This is a genomic window from Streptomyces griseoviridis (assembly GCF_005222485.1).
In the GTDB taxonomy this organism is placed as follows: Bacteria; Actinomycetota; Actinomycetes; order Streptomycetales; family Streptomycetaceae; genus Streptomyces; species Streptomyces hintoniae.
This window is the reverse complement of sequence record NZ_CP029078.1, coordinates 5,623,363-5,639,211: the sequence shown is the minus strand read 5'-3', so window position 1 is coordinate 5,639,211 and position 15,849 is coordinate 5,623,363. Positions and strand designations below refer to the sequence as shown.

At 72.8% G+C, this 15,849-nt stretch carries 10 protein-coding genes; 4 read left to right on the top strand and 6 right to left on the bottom strand.

Going from position 1 to position 15,849, the window contains the following annotated elements:
- The first annotated feature begins 118 nt into the window (after positions 1-118).
- From DDJ31_RS24465 to DDJ31_RS24455, 3 genes are read left to right on the top strand one after another with little or no spacing between them, the layout of a single operon-like run.
- Positions 119-748, top strand: a complete 630-nt coding sequence (locus tag DDJ31_RS24465) for a TetR/AcrR family transcriptional regulator (protein WP_127178229.1) — start codon at positions 119-121, stop codon at positions 746-748.
- Positions 749-781: 33 nt separating this feature from the next.
- Positions 782-1,507: a Mut7-C RNAse domain-containing protein gene (locus DDJ31_RS24460; protein WP_127178230.1), complete on the top strand. Its 726-nt coding sequence runs from the start codon at positions 782-784 to the stop codon at positions 1,505-1,507.
- 51 nt (positions 1,508-1,558) lie between these two features.
- Positions 1,559-1,750, top strand: a complete 192-nt coding sequence (locus DDJ31_RS24455) for a hypothetical protein (RefSeq protein ID WP_127178231.1) — start codon at positions 1,559-1,561, stop codon at positions 1,748-1,750.
- Positions 1,751-1,899: 149 nt separating this feature from the next.
- On the opposite strand, the gene DDJ31_RS24450 is transcribed toward DDJ31_RS24455, so the two are convergent.
- From DDJ31_RS24450 to DDJ31_RS24425, 6 genes are all read right to left on the bottom strand, one after another.
- Positions 1,900-4,338 (bottom strand): galactose oxidase early set domain-containing protein, encoded by a 2,439-nt coding sequence (locus DDJ31_RS24450; RefSeq protein ID WP_127178232.1) that lies wholly within the window; start codon positions 4,336-4,338, stop codon positions 1,900-1,902.
- Positions 4,335-5,531 (bottom strand): glycosyltransferase, encoded by a 1,197-nt coding sequence (locus DDJ31_RS24445; RefSeq protein ID WP_127178233.1) that lies wholly within the window; start codon positions 5,529-5,531, stop codon positions 4,335-4,337. Before DDJ31_RS24445 ends, DDJ31_RS24450 begins: the two co-directional genes overlap by 4 nt.
- On the bottom strand, positions 5,528-7,177 hold the full coding sequence (locus tag DDJ31_RS24440) for a phospholipid carrier-dependent glycosyltransferase (RefSeq protein WP_127178234.1): 1,650 nt from the start codon (positions 7,175-7,177) through the stop codon (positions 5,528-5,530). The genes DDJ31_RS24445 and DDJ31_RS24440 overlap by 4 nt, the downstream gene beginning before the upstream one ends.
- Positions 7,174-8,451 carry a glycosyltransferase gene (locus DDJ31_RS24435; protein ID WP_127178235.1) on the bottom strand — a complete coding sequence of 426 codons (1,278 nt, stop codon included), beginning with the start codon at positions 8,449-8,451 and terminating at the stop codon, positions 7,174-7,176. The genes DDJ31_RS24440 and DDJ31_RS24435 overlap by 4 nt, the downstream gene beginning before the upstream one ends.
- Positions 8,452-8,646: 195 nt before the next feature.
- The gene (locus DDJ31_RS24430; protein WP_127178236.1) at positions 8,647-10,677 is read right to left on the bottom strand and encodes a thioredoxin domain-containing protein; all 2,031 of its coding nucleotides are present in this window, start codon (positions 10,675-10,677) and stop codon (positions 8,647-8,649) included.
- Between the two features lie 101 nt (positions 10,678-10,778).
- Complete coding sequence (locus DDJ31_RS24425) at positions 10,779-14,783, bottom strand: hypothetical protein (RefSeq protein WP_164784902.1); 4,005 nt, start codon at positions 14,781-14,783, stop codon at positions 10,779-10,781.
- Positions 14,784-15,006: 223 nt separating this feature from the next.
- Between DDJ31_RS24425 and DDJ31_RS24420 the strand changes: the two genes are divergently transcribed.
- Positions 15,007-15,183 (top strand): hypothetical protein, encoded by a 177-nt coding sequence (locus tag DDJ31_RS24420; RefSeq protein WP_164784903.1) that lies wholly within the window; start codon positions 15,007-15,009, stop codon positions 15,181-15,183.
- The last annotated feature ends 666 nt before the right edge of the window (positions 15,184-15,849 follow it).

Here is a 15,849-nt window from a genome sequence, read left to right as displayed (position 1 = left end):
ACGGCCGAGCGGCCGTGGCCCTCTTCCGTGCCCCGACCCGCCCACCGGCCGCCGCCCGGCCGTCTCCGTGGCCGCACGGCGTGGCCGCCCCCGACGCCGGATGCCCGACAATGGCCCCATGACCGCCGCGCACCCCACAGCCCCCACCGACCGCCCCCGGCCGGGCCTGCGCGAGCGGAAGAAGATCAAGACCAGGGAGGCGATCCGCTCGGCCGCGTACGCGCTGATCGAGCGGCAGGGCTACGACGCCACGACGATCGAGCAGATCGCCGCCCTGGCCGAGGTGTCCCCCTCGACGGTGTCGCGGTACTTCGCGGGCAAGGAGGACATCGTCCTGCCCCACGAGCACGCCGGGCGGCTCCTCGACGCGCTGCGGGCGCGTCCCGCCGACGAGCCGTGGCAGACCTCGCTGCGGCACGTGCTGCGCACCGCCGTCGACCTCGGCACCGCCGAAGGGCCCGAGGTGACCCGGCTGCGCGGCCGGCTGCTCGCCGAGGTGCCCGCCGTCCGCGCCCGGCTCCTGGAGACGGTGTCGGCCACCGGCCACCTGCTCTCCGAGGCCGTCGCCGAACGCGCGGGCCAGGGCCAGGACCGCCTGGAGGTCAGGGTCTTCACCATGTCCCTGCTCGGCGGTCTGATGGAGGTCCCGCTGTACTGGGCGGAGCACGGGTTCCGGGACGACCTCACCGACCTCGTGGACCGCGCCCTCGACGGCTGCGCCCACCCGCCGCCCGCCCCGAATTCCTGAGCCAGGCACCGTCCCGCGTGCCATCCTGACCGGGTGAACGGACCCGAGATCCACGTCGAAGTCGCCCCCGAACTCGCCCTGTTCGTGCCGCACGCGCGCCGCAGCGGAGCCACCGCCCTCACCGTCGACGGCAAGGCCACCCTCGGCCATGTCGTGGAGTCCCTCGGGGTGCCGCTGACCGAGGTGGGCGCCCTGCTCGTGGACGGCCGCGAGGTGACGGCCGGACACATCCCGGCGGCCGGCGAGTCCGTCACCGTCCGGCCCGTCGAGCGCCCCCAGCGGGTGCCCGGCGCCCCGCTCCGCTTCCTCCTCGACGTCCATCTCGGCACCCTCGCCCGCCGGTTGCGGCTGCTCGGCGTGGACAGCGCCTACGAGTCGACGGACATCGGCGACCCGGCCCTCGCCGCCCGCTCGGCCGAGCAGCGGCGGGTGCTGCTCAGCCGGGACCGCGGTCTGCTGCACCGGCGTGAACTGTGGGCGGGCGGCTACGTCTACTCCACCGACCCCGACGCCCAACTCCACGACGTCCTTGACCGGTTCCGCCCCGAACTGGCCCCCTGGACCCGCTGCACCGCCTGCAACGGCCTGCTGCGCGCGGCGACCAAGGAGGAGGTCGCCGACCAGCTCGCGGGCGGCACCCGGCGCTCGTTCGACGTCTTCGCGCGGTGCGGTGCGTGCGGCCGCGCCTACTGGAAGGGCGCCCACCACGAGCAGTTGGAGACGATCGTGGCGCGCGCCCTCGACCGGTTCGCGGGGTGAGCGGCGCCGCCGTCCTGTTTGCCGTCGGGTATCGCGGGTAGCGCGACCGTCATGTCTCTCTCGTCCTTCTTCAGCGGAATCAGGGCCCGGCGGGCCGAGCAGGTCGCGCAGCGTCGCGACGCGGCCATGCTGGCCGCCTACGGCCGGGGCGCCACCGACGAACAGGCCCGCAGGGCGGGTGAAAGGGCCGCGCGCGGGAACACCGACGCGGCGATCACCGGCTCGATCAACAGCGGCGGCTGACAGACCGGCGGCACGATCGACAGCGGCGGCTGACAGACCACCCGCTCGATCGACAGCGGCGGCTGACAGATCAGCGGCTCGATCAACGGCGGTTCCTGACAAGGGAATCGGCCCCCGGCGGCGGGTGCCTACCGCCGCCGGGGCGCCGGTCATCTCCCGCGCACGTCCGCCGTCCCGCACGCCACGCCGTCCCGGTCGCGGTCGAGGCCGAGCGGGTCGTCACCGCCGTTCACCCTCAGCCGCCCGTAGTGGTTCCTCTTCAGCCAGCCGCAGCGGGCCGCCGCCGTCCGCTTCACCTCCGCGGGGAACGCGGTCGGCACGCACACGTTGACCGTGCCGTAGTGCCGGTCGCAGCCCGCGACGGTGACCGGGACCGGCTGCGAGGTCCGCTTCTTCCGCGGCCCCTCGACCTTGCCGGTCAGCGAGTCCGCGAAGGAGTGGACGTGCGCGGCGGCCTCCGGGGCGGCGAGCGCCTTGGGGCCCTGGAGGTGCACCCACTTCGCCACCGACGGCACGCCGTTCGCGTCGACCGCGAACAGCATGTACCAGCCGGGCGGGGCCAGGTCGGGGTTGCTCGTGACGTTCAGGTCGACGGTGCCGGCGTCACCGCTGTTCTCCGGGTCCACCGACAGCGGCAGGTCGACGAACCGCTGGTTGGGGTCGGAGGAGTGGGTGACGGCGGCCGGGCGGATCAACTCGGCCTTGGCGATCGGCCGGTCGACGGTGATGCGCTGGGTGTCGCCGTACGTCCACTCCGTGTCGATCACCGAAGTGATGGCCGGGCGGGGCCCCTTGAGCAGATACGGCGGGGTGTACAGCGACACGGCGTGGTTCCAGGTGCCGTTGCCCGGGTTGTCGCCCGTGGTCATCACCCGGCCGTCGGGCAGCAGGAACGCGGACGAGTGGTAGCCCCGGGCCTCCGGGTCGGCGGCCACCGGGTCGAAGGTGCCGGTCGCCGGGTCGTAGATCGACGTCTCGCGGACCGGGTCGGCGCGGTTGTGCAGCGCGCCGCCGGTCTCCAGGACCGTGCCGTCGGGCAGCAGCACGGCGGAGACGTACATCTTGCCCTGGTCGCCGGTCTGCGGGACCGGGCCCGCGCCGAGGTCGACGGTGCCCTGCGGGATCGGGGGCCCGGCGACATAGGCGGGGTCGGCGGCCTTGAGGTCGATGACGTCGGTGAGGCGGCCCGCCTCCGGGTTGGAGTCGATGTTGCCGCCGCCGAGGGTCAGCACCCGCTGGTCCTGCGCCGGGGGCAGCAGCACGCTCGCCGACTGGTCCCGCTCGTCCTTGGCCCGCAGTCCCGGCACCTGGGTGACGGTGTTGGCGTCGTAGTCGTAGATCGCCGAACCGGTGCCGGGGATGTTGTTGCCGAAGACATGGCTGCCCGAGTAGAAGAGGCGGCCGTCCTGCATCAGGATCATCGACGGGTACAGGCCCCAGTAGGACCAGGTCTGGTTGACCTGCCACAGCGGCAGCCAGCGCTGCTCGGCGTCCTTCCAGTACTCGGCGGTCACCGACCCGGTGGAGTCCTCGCGCAGTCCGCCGAACGAGATGACGTCGCCGTTGCCCAGCTCGGTCGCCGACGGGTACCAGTGGCCGTCGTTGAGGTCGTTGGTCCTGCTGTAGGTCTCGGTGGCCGGGTCGAAGAGGTAGGAGTCCTTGTAGCCCTCGTAGCCGTGCGAGCCGTCGGCCGCGGGGAACGCCTGGTTGCCGCTCATCACCAGCACCCGGCCGTCCTGGAGCTGGACGTGCCCGGCGCAGAACATGTCCTTCGGCGTGGGGATGACCTTGTAGGTGCCGGCGGCGGGATCGTAGACCGCCGAGGTGAAGGTGCCCGCGGCGAAGTTCTCCTCGCTGTTGCCTGAGCCCGCGATCAGCAGCACCTTGCCGTTGCTCAGGACGACGGAGTGCATCGAGCGGACCGGGTTGCGGGTGGGCAGCACCTCCCAGCGGCCGTCGGCGCACTCGGCCGCGGTGGCGGTGCAGCCGGCCGGCGGGGTGACTGTCGCGACCTGTTCCATCGTGTAGTCGTCGGTGGTCACCGAGCCGGTGCCGTAGACGGAGACGCCCCAGGTGATCCGGTCGGTGCCGGCCGGCACCTCCGGGGTGCGGACCGTGGCCTCGGTCCAACTCCCCTGCATGTCCAGCGTCTTGAGGTCCGTCCAGTACTGCCAGCCGGCCGTGCTGTCGTGCCGGAACAGGGTGACGTTGGCGTCCGGGGTGGTCGAGCGGTACCAGAGCGACAGGTCGTACTGCCTGCCCGCGGCGACCACCGGCGCGCATGCGGCGGACTCGGTGATCAGGGCCTTGCGGTCGCCGTCGACGCGGCGGGTCAGCGTCACCTTCATCGCCTTCGCGCCGCTGTGGGCGTCGCTCGTCGTCTCGAAGGCGAAGTCGTTGTCGCCCCAGCCGGACCGCTCCCAGCAGGACGGCATGCCGTCGGGTCCGGCCGTCTCGAACCCGGCGTTGACGACCAGGTTGGCGGCGGCGGCCTGCTGCGGCGCGGTCAGGAGCAGACCGGCGGTCAGGGCCCCCACCCCGACCAGCGCGGTCCTTCTGCGGTGGGTGCGGACAGATCTCTTCCTCACACGGCTCTCCTCGCTGCGGTGCTTCCCCCGCGCCCCCTGCGCGGGAGGTAGACCAGCGCTTCGGTCCCGACGAAGCGCAGCACGAACGTGATGGCCAGGGCGAGCGCGGTCGCGCCGAGCGCGCCCATCCCGAACCGGTGCACGAGCAGCGCGATCAGCGGGATGCGCAGCACCAGGTCGGCGTTGGCGAGCAGCGCGAACCGGCAGGCCCGGTCCCACCAGCGGCGGTGTCCCCTGCGGTCGCGGAACAGCAGGTGCTCGATGAGGACGAGGTTCCAGGCGACGCCGAGCTGGTTGGCGGCGATCTCGGCCGGTACGTAGTGCAGTCCGGCGCGGGTGAGGGCCCACAGGCCCAGCAGGTTGGGCAGGAACCCGGAGGCGCCGATCAGGCCGAAGCCGATCAGGCGGGCGGCCGGGGAGGCGGTGCGCAGCCCGATCAGATGGCGCAGGAACCGTAACCCCTCGCGCGCGCCGGACTTGGAGTGTCCCGCGAACCGGTCCTGGAAGACGAACGGCACCTCGCCGACCCGGTCCGGCCTGCCGCGGACGGCGAGTTCCAGGAGGATCTTGTAGCCGAGCGGCTTGAGGGTGTCGGCGGTGATGTCGGCGCGGCGGATCGCGAAGAAGCCGCTCATCGGGTCGCTGATGCCGCGCAGCCCGCGCGGGAAGAGGGACTTGGTGAGCCAGGTCGCGGCGCGGGAGACGGCGACCCGGTAGCCGCCGGCGAGTCCGGCCCTGCTGCCGCCCTCGATGTAGCGCGAGGCGACGACGAGCCCGGCGCCCGTGCGTTCCCCGGTGGCGACCAACTCCGGTACCAGGGACGGGGGATGCTGGCAGTCGCCGTCCATGACGACGATCCACTCGGAGGTGGCCGCCCGCAGCCCCTCGACGACCGCGCCGCCGAGGCCGCCGACGGGCTCCGCCCGGTGCAGGACGGTCACCGGGAACGGGCAGTGCCGGGCGGCCTCCCGGATCACGTCCGGGGTGTCGTCGGTGGAGTCGTCGACGAAGACGACCTCGCAGGGCAGCCGGGACGGCACCGACTCGGCTATCTGGCGCAGGAGTTCGCGGATGTTCGCGGACTCGTTGAAGGTGGGGACGACGAGGGTGACGGCGCCCGGCTCGGCCAGCGCGCCCCCTGACCCCGCCGGGTCCGTCAACTCGCCCGGCACGGCAGCGTGTTCGTGGGTCATCGGACGCCTCCGGAGGCCGGCTGGATCTGCCGGATCTCGATGCGGTCGGGTCCGGTGCCGAAGACGGCGACCGGGGTGGAGTGGTCGATGGCGGCCCGGACATGGGGCAGGTCGGCCGCGTCGCGCCGTACCGTCGGGGAGGCGACCACGTAGTCGAGGTCGCGCCAGCCGCGCGGCATGGTCCTGGTGACCGCCGGGTCGAGGTCGGCCTTGTAGAACCAGATGACGCCGAGTCCCGGCCGGTACCCGGCGTGCACCAGGTCGAGCCAGAGCGCGTCGTCGACGAGGACCCGGGTGTCGCGCGGTTCCTCGACCTCCGAGGCCAGCCAGCCGGCGGCGGCCCGGTAGGGGGCGTTGGCGTCGGTGGTGACGGCGGTGCGGGCGCCGTCGTACCAGCTCGGCACGGTGTAGGCGGCGGCCGCGAGCGCCAGGGCGACGGCGACGACATGGCGTCCCGCGGTGACGTACCGCGCCTCCCGCTCCGTCCGCCGGCGGCGCAGCACCCCGTGGGCGACCGAGGCGGCGCCGCCCGCCAGCACCAGGGCGAGGAACGGCAGCGCCTGGATGACGTACATGGCGGGCAGATAGCCGTCGGGGCGCAGGGCGAGGGCGGCGAGGATCGCGATCGTGAGGGCGGGGCCCGCGAGCGCGCGGGCGGTGACCGACCAGCGCCAGGTGACCAGCAGCAGGACCGCGCCGAGCAGCCCGCCGAGCGGCAGGACGCGGTCGTAGTACAGCCAGGAGTGCAGCACCCCGTAGGAGCCGGAACCGGGGTCGAGGATGAAGCCGGAGCCGGGCCTCGTCATCTGGTAGGTGATGCCGTCCCAGAGCGAGACATGGCCGCTGCCGGGCACCAACTCGCCCTTCAGCAGGGCGAACAGGGGGTACAGGAAGCCGATCAGGGTGCAGGCGGTGACCGCGCCGGTGAGGGCGAACTTGCGGGTGTCGCGGTGGCTGTGCCGCCACATGGTGAGCAGCAGCGCGGGCAGGACGACGAGCATCGTCTCCTTGGTGAGGACGCCGACGGCCGCGGCGACGCCCGCCGCGAAGTGGTGCCAGAGGTGGCGGCTCGGGGAGGCGGCCAGGGTGAACGCCAGCAGCGTCCACAGCACGGCGAGGTTGTCGAGGAAGATCTCGCGCTGGAGGACGACCGACAGCGGCGAGAGGCCGAAGAGGGCCATGGCGAGGGCGGCGGCCCAGCGGGGCAGCGACAGCCGCCGGGCCAGCAGGTAGAGGAGGATCGCGCTGACCGCGCTGACCAGCAGCATCACCGTGCGCATGGTGCCGACGGTCATCGAACCCGGGCTGAGCACCGAGGGTATCCAGGTGAGCAGGGCGAGTTGTATCCAGCCGAGCGGCGGGTGGTCGTACCAGTAGGTGTAGTGGGCGAGGCCGCTGCCCTGCTGGACCGCCCAGGCCTGCGCGAGGTAGGTGCCCTCGTCGTCGCTGAGGGCCGGGTAGTCGGCGATGTTCCAGCCCTGCACGACCAGGATGACGACGAGGAGCGCGCCGCACAGCAGCAGGTCGGGGCGGGCCGCCCGGAGCCCGCCGGGTGCGGCGGGGCGCTCGGGCGGGGCGGTTTCGGGCGCGGGAGTGCGCTGCGCGGGGACCTGGGGAGCGGTCGCCGCGGGGAGGGTGGAGGTCACGCGGGGACGTCCTCTCGGAGGTCTCGGGTCACGGCAGCGCCGCTGAGGTGCGCGCCGGTGTGCGTGGTCAACTCCCAGTCGGTGCGCCCGCGTTGCTCGCGCCAGACGGCGCGGATGGCGGCTCCGGCGAGCAGCACCTGGTAGGCGGGACCGCCCAGGACCAGCTTGAGGTAGTGGACGGTGCGCACCCGCAGCCCGTACTGGGCCCCGAAGTCGTGCAGTCCGACGACCTCGAAGACGAAGGTGACGAGGGCGGTGAGGGCCGGCAGGAAGGTGACGAAGGCGATCCCGACGGGCACGTCGAGGAAGAGGGCGACGGCCACGTTGAGCGGGATGATCACGCCGGAGAACGCCTGGAGGAACGGTGTCATGAGGGTGTAGCGGGCCAGCAACCGCTGCTCGAAGCGCGGCAGCCGGTGCCAGTCCTTCTTCCGGTAGACCTGGAGGAACCCCTGGTTCCAGCGGGTGCGCTGCTTCAGCAGCGACATCAGGCTGCCGGGTGTCTCCTCGCGGGTGACCATCGCGGAGTCGTAGGCGACGACGACCTTCTTGCCGACCGAGGAGAGCCGGACACCGAGGTCGCAGTCCTCGGCGAGGCAGTCCGGGTCCCAGCCGCCGGCCGCGCGCAGGACGTCGGTGCGGACGAAGACGGTGTTGCCGCCGAGCGGTATGAACCCCTTCTGGGCGTGCAGATGCAGCCGGGACCTGAACCAGAAGAAGTATTCGAGGCAGTTGCGCAGGCTGTACCAGCTGGAGTGGAAGTTGATCAGCTGGACGCCGCCCTGCACGACGTCGGCGCCGGTGGTGCGGAAGGCGTGGTCGACGTGGGCGAGCAGCTCGGGATGGACCTGGTCCTCGGCGTCGAAGACCCCGACGACGGCTCCCCGGCAGCGCGGCAGCGCGGTGTTCATGGCGCGCGGTTTGTTCTTCTTCTCATGGGTGTCGACGACGACCCGGACCCGTGGGTCGCGTGCGGCGGCGCGTTCGGCCACCGCGGTGGTCTCGGGGTCGTCGTGCCCCACGATGACGATGATCTCGAAGTCGGTGTGGCTGGACTCCAGCAGCCGCTGGACGGTGTGGTCGAGGACCGCCTGTTCGTGGCGGGCCGGCAGGAGCAGCGAGAACGACACGTGTGCGGCGCCGTCCGGTCTGCTGAACCGGGTGGAGGCGAGCACTTCGGGCGTGCGCCACGCGTGCATCTGCCACCACAGAGTGAACGCAGCCATCCCGAACAGGGCCATCGAGACAGTGGCGATGACGATGGACGTGAGCAAAAGATCCCCCCAGATCCCTGTAGTCCCCCCGGACATGACGCCCCGTCAAGTCGGTTGCGCCACGCCGCAGAGACTATGGGTGAACTGTGAAGAGCGCAGGCCCTTTCGGTGAAGGGCGTGTTTCATCACATTGAGGCCCGAGCGTGAATATTCCTCATGCACATCACGTTTGGGTGGGTTACGGATCTGTCCGGTTCAGCCGTCGAGCGCGGCGCGCAGCTCGGCCGGGTCGGTGGTGGGTGCCTCGCAGGTGAAGTGCCGGCAGACGTAGGCGGCCGGTCCGCCGTCGACCAGCGGCCGGTCGGCGAGCAGCGGGAACTCGTCGCTCCCGGCGGTCCCGTAGGCGACGACGGCGCCGGGCGCGAGGCCCAGAAGTGCCGTGCGGTGCAGGGACTTCGACGCCGTGTCGTCGGCCTCGGACGCCACCACGGCGATCTCGCGCGGCCCGTCGAGGAGCGCCTCGGCGACCGCGAGGCCCCAGCCGACGAACCGGGGGACGCGCGGGCCGAGCGTCCTCACGACGCCCAACGCCCGCTCGGCGGCGGCCCGGTGGGGCGTCGAGCCGGTCTGCGCCGCGTATCCGAGCAGCGCTCCCGCGGCGGCGCTCCAGCCGGACGGGGTGGCGTTGTCGGTCGGGTCCTGCGGGCGGCGGATCAACTGCTCGGCGTCGGTGGCGGTGTCGTAGAGGGCGCCGGACTCCGGGTCGGTGAACCGGGCCAGGACGTGGTCGAGCAGGAACCCGGCGAACTCCAGCCAGACGCCCTCGCCGGTGACCGAGGCGAGCGCGAGGAACCCCTCCGAGACGTCCGCGTAGTCCTCCAGGACGCCCGCGTTGGCGCCGGTCCTGCCGTCCTTGCTGGTGCGGGCCAGCCGTGCCTGCTCGTCCAGGTGCAGCCGGACCAGGAGGTCGGCGGCGCCGACGGCCGCCTCCACGAGGTCGGGGCGGTCGAAGTAGGCGCCGGTCTCGGCGAGCGCGGCGATGGCGAGGCCGTTCCAGGCGGCGACCACCTTGTCGTCGCGCCCTGGTGCCGGACGCGTGTCCCGCGCGGCGAGCAGCCGGCGCCGGATCGACGCGATCCGCTCGGCGTCGAACACGCTGTCCTGCTGCGGGAGTTGCAGCACCGAGGAGCCGTGCTCGAAGGTGCCCTCGTCCGTCACGCCGAAGTAGTGCGCGGCGATCCGGGCGTCGTCCTCGCCGAGCACCTCGGCCAACTGCGCGGGCGTCCACGCGTAGTAGGCGCCCTCGACGTGCCGGCCGGTGCCGTCGTCGCTGTCGGCGTCCAGCGCGGAGGCGAACCCGCCCTCGGCCGTGCGCAGTTCACGCACCATGAAGTCGGCGGTCTCCAGCGCGACCCGGCGGGCCTGCTCGGACCCGGTGGCCCGCCAGAGATGGGCGTAGACCCGGCAGAGCAGGGCGTTGTCGTACAGCATCTTCTCGAAGTGCGGCACCACCCAGTCCCGGTCCACCGAGTACCGGGCGAACCCGCCCCCGAGCTGGTCGTAGATCCCGCCCCTGGCCATCCGCTCACAGGTGTCCCGCGCCATCTGGAGCGCGCCCTCGGCACCGGTGCGCGCGTGATGCCGCAGCAGGAACTCCAGCACCATGGACGGCGGGAACTTCGGCGCGCCCCCGAACCCGCCGCGCTGCGGGTCGTACTCCCGGGTCAGCCCGAGCAGCGCCTGAGCGGTCTCCTGGTCACCGGGCGCGGCACCGGCGCCGAAGGCGATCTCCCGCTCGGACAGATCCCGCACGATCTTCCCCGCGACCTCGGCGACCTCGTCCCGCCGGTCGCTCCAGGCGGCCCGCACCCCTTCGAGCACCTGCCGGAAGGACGGCACCCCTGGCCGCGCCTCGGGCGGGAAGTAGGTACCGAAGTAGAAGGGCTCGGCGTCCGGGGTGAGGAACACGGTCATGGGCCAGCCACCCTGCCCGGTGGCGGCCTGCACGGCCTCCATGTACACGGCATCGACATCGGGCCGCTCCTCCCGGTCCACCTTGACACTGACGAAGTGCTCGTTCAGGAAGGCGGCGGTCACCTCGTCCTCGAAGGACTCGTGGGCCATGACGTGGCACCAGTGGCACGCGGAGTACCCGACACTGAGCAGCACCGGCACCCCCCGCCGCCTGGCCTCCTCGAACGCCTCGGGCTGCCAGGGCCACCAGTCGACGGGGTTGTCGGCGTGCTGAAGCAGATACGGGGAGGTCACACCAGCTAGCCGGTTCATGTGATCCAGCGTCTCACAGGGCCCTCTCCGCGCGGGGAGGCCGGCGTGGGCTCCGCACGGCTGCGGCGGGGTGGGCCCCGACGCGACGGAGCGGCGGGGCCTCACCTCCGAGGTGCCGTGCCGCCGCCAGGGGCTCCTTCCTCGGGCCGGTACGTGTCCCTCCCCATCGCGCCCAGGGGCCCCAGCGCCCCAGGGGCGAGTGCCGGGAGCAGCGGGATCGTGCGCGTCCACGCGGCGTCGTCCCGCGAAAGCTCCAGCGCGATCCGGCGGGCCGTCCCTTCGGCCGGGGGCCGGCCGTCGCCTGCGGCCCGGGCGAGCACCAGGCAGGTCCGCGTCACCCGCTGCTCAGCGCCGCTGTCCACGGCCAACGCCACGTGGGCGCCCGCCAGGTGCGCGGCGGCCGTACCGAGCGCCCTTGCTCGGTCGTCCGGCGTCGGCGCCGTCTCGGCGTGCTGCCGCACGGCGGCGGTGTCGCCTTCCACCGCGGCCAGCAACGCCAGCTCCGCGGCGAGCCGTGGTTCCGGTCGAAGGGTGTGTCGCCAGCGGTGGACCGCGCTTTCGACGGCGTCCATGGCTCCGTCCGGCAGGCAGCCGAGCCGGGCCAGCAGGGCGAGGGCGGCCATCGTCCGGGCCTGCGGCGCCGTGGAGGGGTCGGCCACCTGGAGAGCGGTGCGGCGGAGTGCGTCGCTCAACGGTGGGGCCGGGTCCCGCACGTCCGGGAAGGCGAGCAGCAGCGCCGCGAGTCCGGAGAGAAGGGTGAGCGGGCTGCCCCCGGCGTCGATTCGCCGTGCGACGGCCTCCACCAGAGGCCCGGCGGCCCGTGCCGCCGCCTCCGGACGGTGTCGTACGAGCCCGGCTGCGACCGTCGTCAGCGCGTGTCGCCGTTGCGCGGCGGTGCTTCCGGTCGCCATCGCCGTGGCCGCGGGCCCGTCCCCGGCGTGGGCGAGAGCCTGAGCCACGGCGTTCGCCAGGTCAGGGGCGGCGGCGTCGGGGACCAGGCGGGCCGCCGCTCGGGCGTAGCGGGCGCCCGGGTCGTCGTGTCCGGCGAGGGAGCAGCCGAGGGAGAGGGCCGCCAGGTGCCGGGCGCGGGCAGGTGTGCCGGGCAGGATCTTCGCGAGCGCTTCGGCCTCGTCCCACCCGCCTGCGGCGCCCATGGCCTGGAAGAGGTCTGCCGTCCAGCTCTCCGGGAGCGACGGGAGGTTCGTGGGCCGCACCGCGTGACGGCTCCGCAGGGCGGACTCCAGGAGTTCCCGACTGCGCGGGAGGTGACCCGCGGCCAGTTGGTCGTCCGCCTCCAAAAGCAGCGGGAGCAGGGGCTGCTCCGGGCGGTCGGGGTACGGGCCGTCACCAGGGCGCAGCAGACCGGTCGACCGCCGGTGCGGACGCGGGCGCCGGGGTGCGGGGGTGTGCCGGGGCGGGGGTGGGGGCTGGGTGTCCTCGGGTTCTGTCCGTGCGGGCCGTGGTGTCCGGGCGGATCGCGCCTTGTGGGCCATGCGCTGCCTCGTGAATGCCGCGCGCTCGGCGTCGCCGGCCCTGCGCTTCGCCTTGCGTTCGGCCTCACTCTTCTCGGCGGCGGCCTGCGCCACCCCGCTGTTCCGTCGCGCTCTGTCGTCCTCGGCTGTGTCCAGGACCCACTGCGCCCGCTCCAGCAGGGGGTCGTCGAGCACTCCGACGCGCAGGTCTTCGGGCAGGGTCTCCATGAGACGTCTGATGCCGCCGAGGTCGCCCTTCGCGTCCATGTCGGCTGCGGCCTTGGCAAGACGCGTCAGTGTCCCGGCGAGTTCGCGGCGCAGGTGAGCCCGATCAGCTTCGGACAGGACGTCGGACGGGGGCACCGGGTCCCTGAGCGCCTTGATCGCCTGGCGCATCCGGGCCAGGGCCTTGTGCATCTGATCGGCGGCTCGGCCATGTCGCTTGGCGGGCAGAGTGCTGAGCGCCGACGCCGCGGCGGCCAGCACGTCGACCGCGCCGAGTCCTTCCGCGTCGCCGAGTTCCTCGCAGACGGCCTCGATGCGATCACCGGCGTACCGGCCGAGGTAGGGGGCGACCTGCGGCAGCAGACCATAGAGTTCCACCGCCGCGGTCCTGGCCCGCGGGTCACCCGCGCTGAGCGTCTCCGCCCGGCAGCGCAACTCCTTGACGGCGTCCAGCGCCGCCGCCGCCTCGATGACCGCCGCTGTCCCGGCCGCAGGGTCGTGGAGCACGGCGAGGAACAACGGCCGGGCGACGCCGGGACCGTTCAGACGCGCGAGCGTGCCCGCGGCGCAGAGGAGCCGCGCGTACGACTCGGGGTCTCGGAAGGCACCGGGAAAGCCCTGGTGGGCCCGGTCACGGAGCAGCCACTCGACGGTCTCCCGCACGACGGCGTCCAGGTCGGTCCGCTCCCCAAAGGACCGTCCCGCGAGGGCCAGTTCCACTGCCACGTCCGCGAGTTGCACGGCCCTGGCGAGGGCCGTGGGTGCGGAACGGGCCAGGGCGCGTGCGCGCTCCCGGTCCCCGAGCCTGACGAAGAGGGCGGCAGCCCCGTCGGGCACGTCCGCGTCGTACTCCGGGCGCAGCAGGGACCGCGCCCCGCGGAGACGTACCAGGGTCGCCAGAGCGTCGGCGTCGGACGTGACGTCCGCCGCTTCGTTGATCTCCCTCTCGAAGGCGTCCAGTTGGGCGAGCGCGACGTCCGGTCCGGCCGTGTGGGCGAGTCGACGCAGGCGAGGCAGGTCGAGGACGAACTCGGCGCGTTCGGCGGTGTCGGTCAGCAGGCGGAGCTGATGTGTCAGAGGGTAGGGAGGAGTGCCGTCCGGCCAGCCGGCCGCCCGCCAGGTCCGCGACCAGGCCAGCAAGTCCGCTGTGTACCGCCGGACTTCTGGCTCCGCCAGGTCCGCGAGGATCGCGTCGACGAGAGGGGCGTCCGCCAACGCGTACGTCCGGAGCACCGGATCGTCGGTCACGAGGGCGCGCCCAGCCGGGCCGTGCGCCAGGCGGTCGAGGTGGTCGGCGGAGAGCCCGGTCAGCTCCGCCAGGTCCGTCATGCGCAGGCCGCCGCCCGCCACGGCGAGCAGCCCCGCGACCGGTTCGCCCAGCGCGGTGCCGTCCGGTGGCGGCTGTCGGATCCGCGCTATCCCCGCGACGGGCAGGAGGGTCCGCAGGTGGCTGCTCTCGCGCAGTGGATGCCGCTTCTCGGGGACATCGCCGGGGAGGGGCACAGCACGCCGGAGGGAGACGATGACGCGCATGGGGGGCGGCGGGTGGGCGGGCAGGAGGCCGGCGATGCTTCCGCGCGCGGTGCTCCGCACGGCCTTGACCGGGCCCTTCTGCTTGGCCTCGGGGCGGGTCCGGGGCTCCGGTGTCCCGTTCGTGCCCGCGGGGTCCGACCAGGCGACGTCGTCGTCGAGTCCGTCGACCACGAGCAGCAGGTTCCGTCCGTGTCGCGCGCTCTTCGCGGCGGCCTCGGCGAAGAGGGCGGACCACCTCCGGGTGCCACGCGGGACGGGGCTGCCGGGGCTGCCGGGGCTCTTGGACCTGCCGAGGAGAGCGTCGATCTGGTCGACGATCTCCCGCTCGAACTCCGCCCGGGTGTCGGTGCCGTGGGCCGCGGAGACGAAGAACGTCAGGATGTCGAGGTCGGCCGGGGGCTTCCGGCGGACGTAGTCGGCGAGCAGCGTCGTCTTGCCCGCGGGACCGTCGGCGAGCCAGCACAGGTACGACGGCGCCTCGGGTCCGGAGTCCTGGGCGAACGCGTTCATCACCGTCCGCTCGTTCGCCCTGCCCCGGACCTCGACGGTGGAGACGTCGGGGGCCGCCCGGTGCAGCCCGATGAAACGGAGGCCAGGGTCCAACCGCCGCCGGTTCGACGGGAGTTGCCGGTGCTGCGCGCCCTGCGCTTCCGTCTGAGCCGCGAGCAGAGCGGCCTCCCAGGCGGCGTCCGAGCGCGGCGAGGCGCCGGGCGCCCGCCGCAACAGCCGTACCAGAGCCCAGAAGTCAGGCGCTCGCTCCGGTGAGGGAACGGTCCTCCCTCCGATCCAGCCGTGCAGCGTCGAACGGGAGATCGCCAACTCCGCGGCCACGGAGCCAGGATTCACCTTCGCGTCGCACCATGCTTCCGTCAGCATGCGGTGCAGCTCGTCTCGCGCGCGTCTCTCCGAAGGCGCCACCGGCCCCGCTCCCGTTCTCGTCCGCCACCCGAAAACCCCGCCGCCTCCGTACGACCTCAAGCGGACTGACCTGCGGAGACTCTGCGCGGCGGTCGTCCCAACTTAACGTCACAGCACCGTCGTCGTCAGTCTGGAGCCACTACCACAGCAGCCGAAACCGGCTCCCGCAGAAGGACGCCCCGTGTCTCAGCTCTCTCATCTGCTCTCCTCCACACTTCTCCTGAGCGGCTCCGCCGGTCTCCTCTACACGGTCGCCCTGCTCACCGTGGCACTCGTCTCCGTCCTCGCCTCCGCACCGGAGCGCCGCAAGGACGCGCGAACGACGCTCAGCATCCTCGTACGCCGACGCCCGCGTTGAGAATGGGACCGCGTCCGACGCCCCGCGAACCGACCGCATCCGTGCTCGCGGCGGGCCCTGCTCACACAGAACGACCACATGGACTTCTGACAGAACTCGGGAGCGTGAAGGGCCCTTTGCTGAACACACCTCTCCTGGGCTTCGGTGGCCTGAAAACCCTCCTGGAGCAAGGGCGTTGGTGTAAACCTTCTCCCGTGCTGCCGCCCGCTCAAGCCGTGGCGGCGCCTGCAGCTCTGCGTCTGCGGCGCTGCAGGTCCCGACACGGAAGGAAGGACATGAGAACGACAGCACGTGAGTGGCTGGGGCGCCGCAGGGAGGAACTGTTCCTCATCCTGGTGGCCGCCGTGGTCAGCGCAGTAGTGGCCAAGGCAGTCGACTACCTCTGGTAGACGGCCGTTCTCGACGCAGCGAGAGCGTCGAGAACGGCCTGCCCCAGCAGCGAGTGGTTCCCGTTCCGCGTGCACGGGACGGGAGCCGCTCGCACCTCGCCGGTCTCCCGGTGGAGCGCTGCCGGGGTGCCGAGACATCGGCACCTCTGAGTTTAGTTCCCTGGGTGGATGTCATCCGGCCGGGCGGTCCACTACCGGTACGGACAAACGGCTTCACGGCCGTCACAGCGCTTCCCGCTCACGGCGGGAGTGGCCCGTCGGGAGCCTGGAGGGCTCT

What these genes read in the sequence shown, in the direction of transcription:
- DDJ31_RS24465 (WP_127178229.1), top strand. Translation starts at nt 119, where the DNA reads ATGACCGCCGCGCACCCCACAGCCCCCACCGACCGCCCCCGGCCGGGC.
- DDJ31_RS24455 (WP_127178231.1), top strand. Translation starts at nt 1,559, where the DNA reads ATGTCTCTCTCGTCCTTCTTCAGCGGAATCAGGGCCCGGCGGGCCGAG.
- DDJ31_RS24445 (WP_127178233.1), bottom strand. Translation starts at nt 5,531, where the DNA reads ATGACCCACGAACACGCTGCCGTGCCGGGCGAGTTGACGGACCCGGCG.
- DDJ31_RS24430 (WP_127178236.1), bottom strand. Translation starts at nt 10,677, where the DNA reads ATGAACCGGCTAGCTGGTGTGACCTCCCCGTATCTGCTTCAGCACGCC.
- DDJ31_RS24425 (WP_164784902.1), bottom strand. Translation starts at nt 14,783, where the DNA reads ATGCTGACGGAAGCATGGTGCGACGCGAAGGTGAATCCTGGCTCCGTG.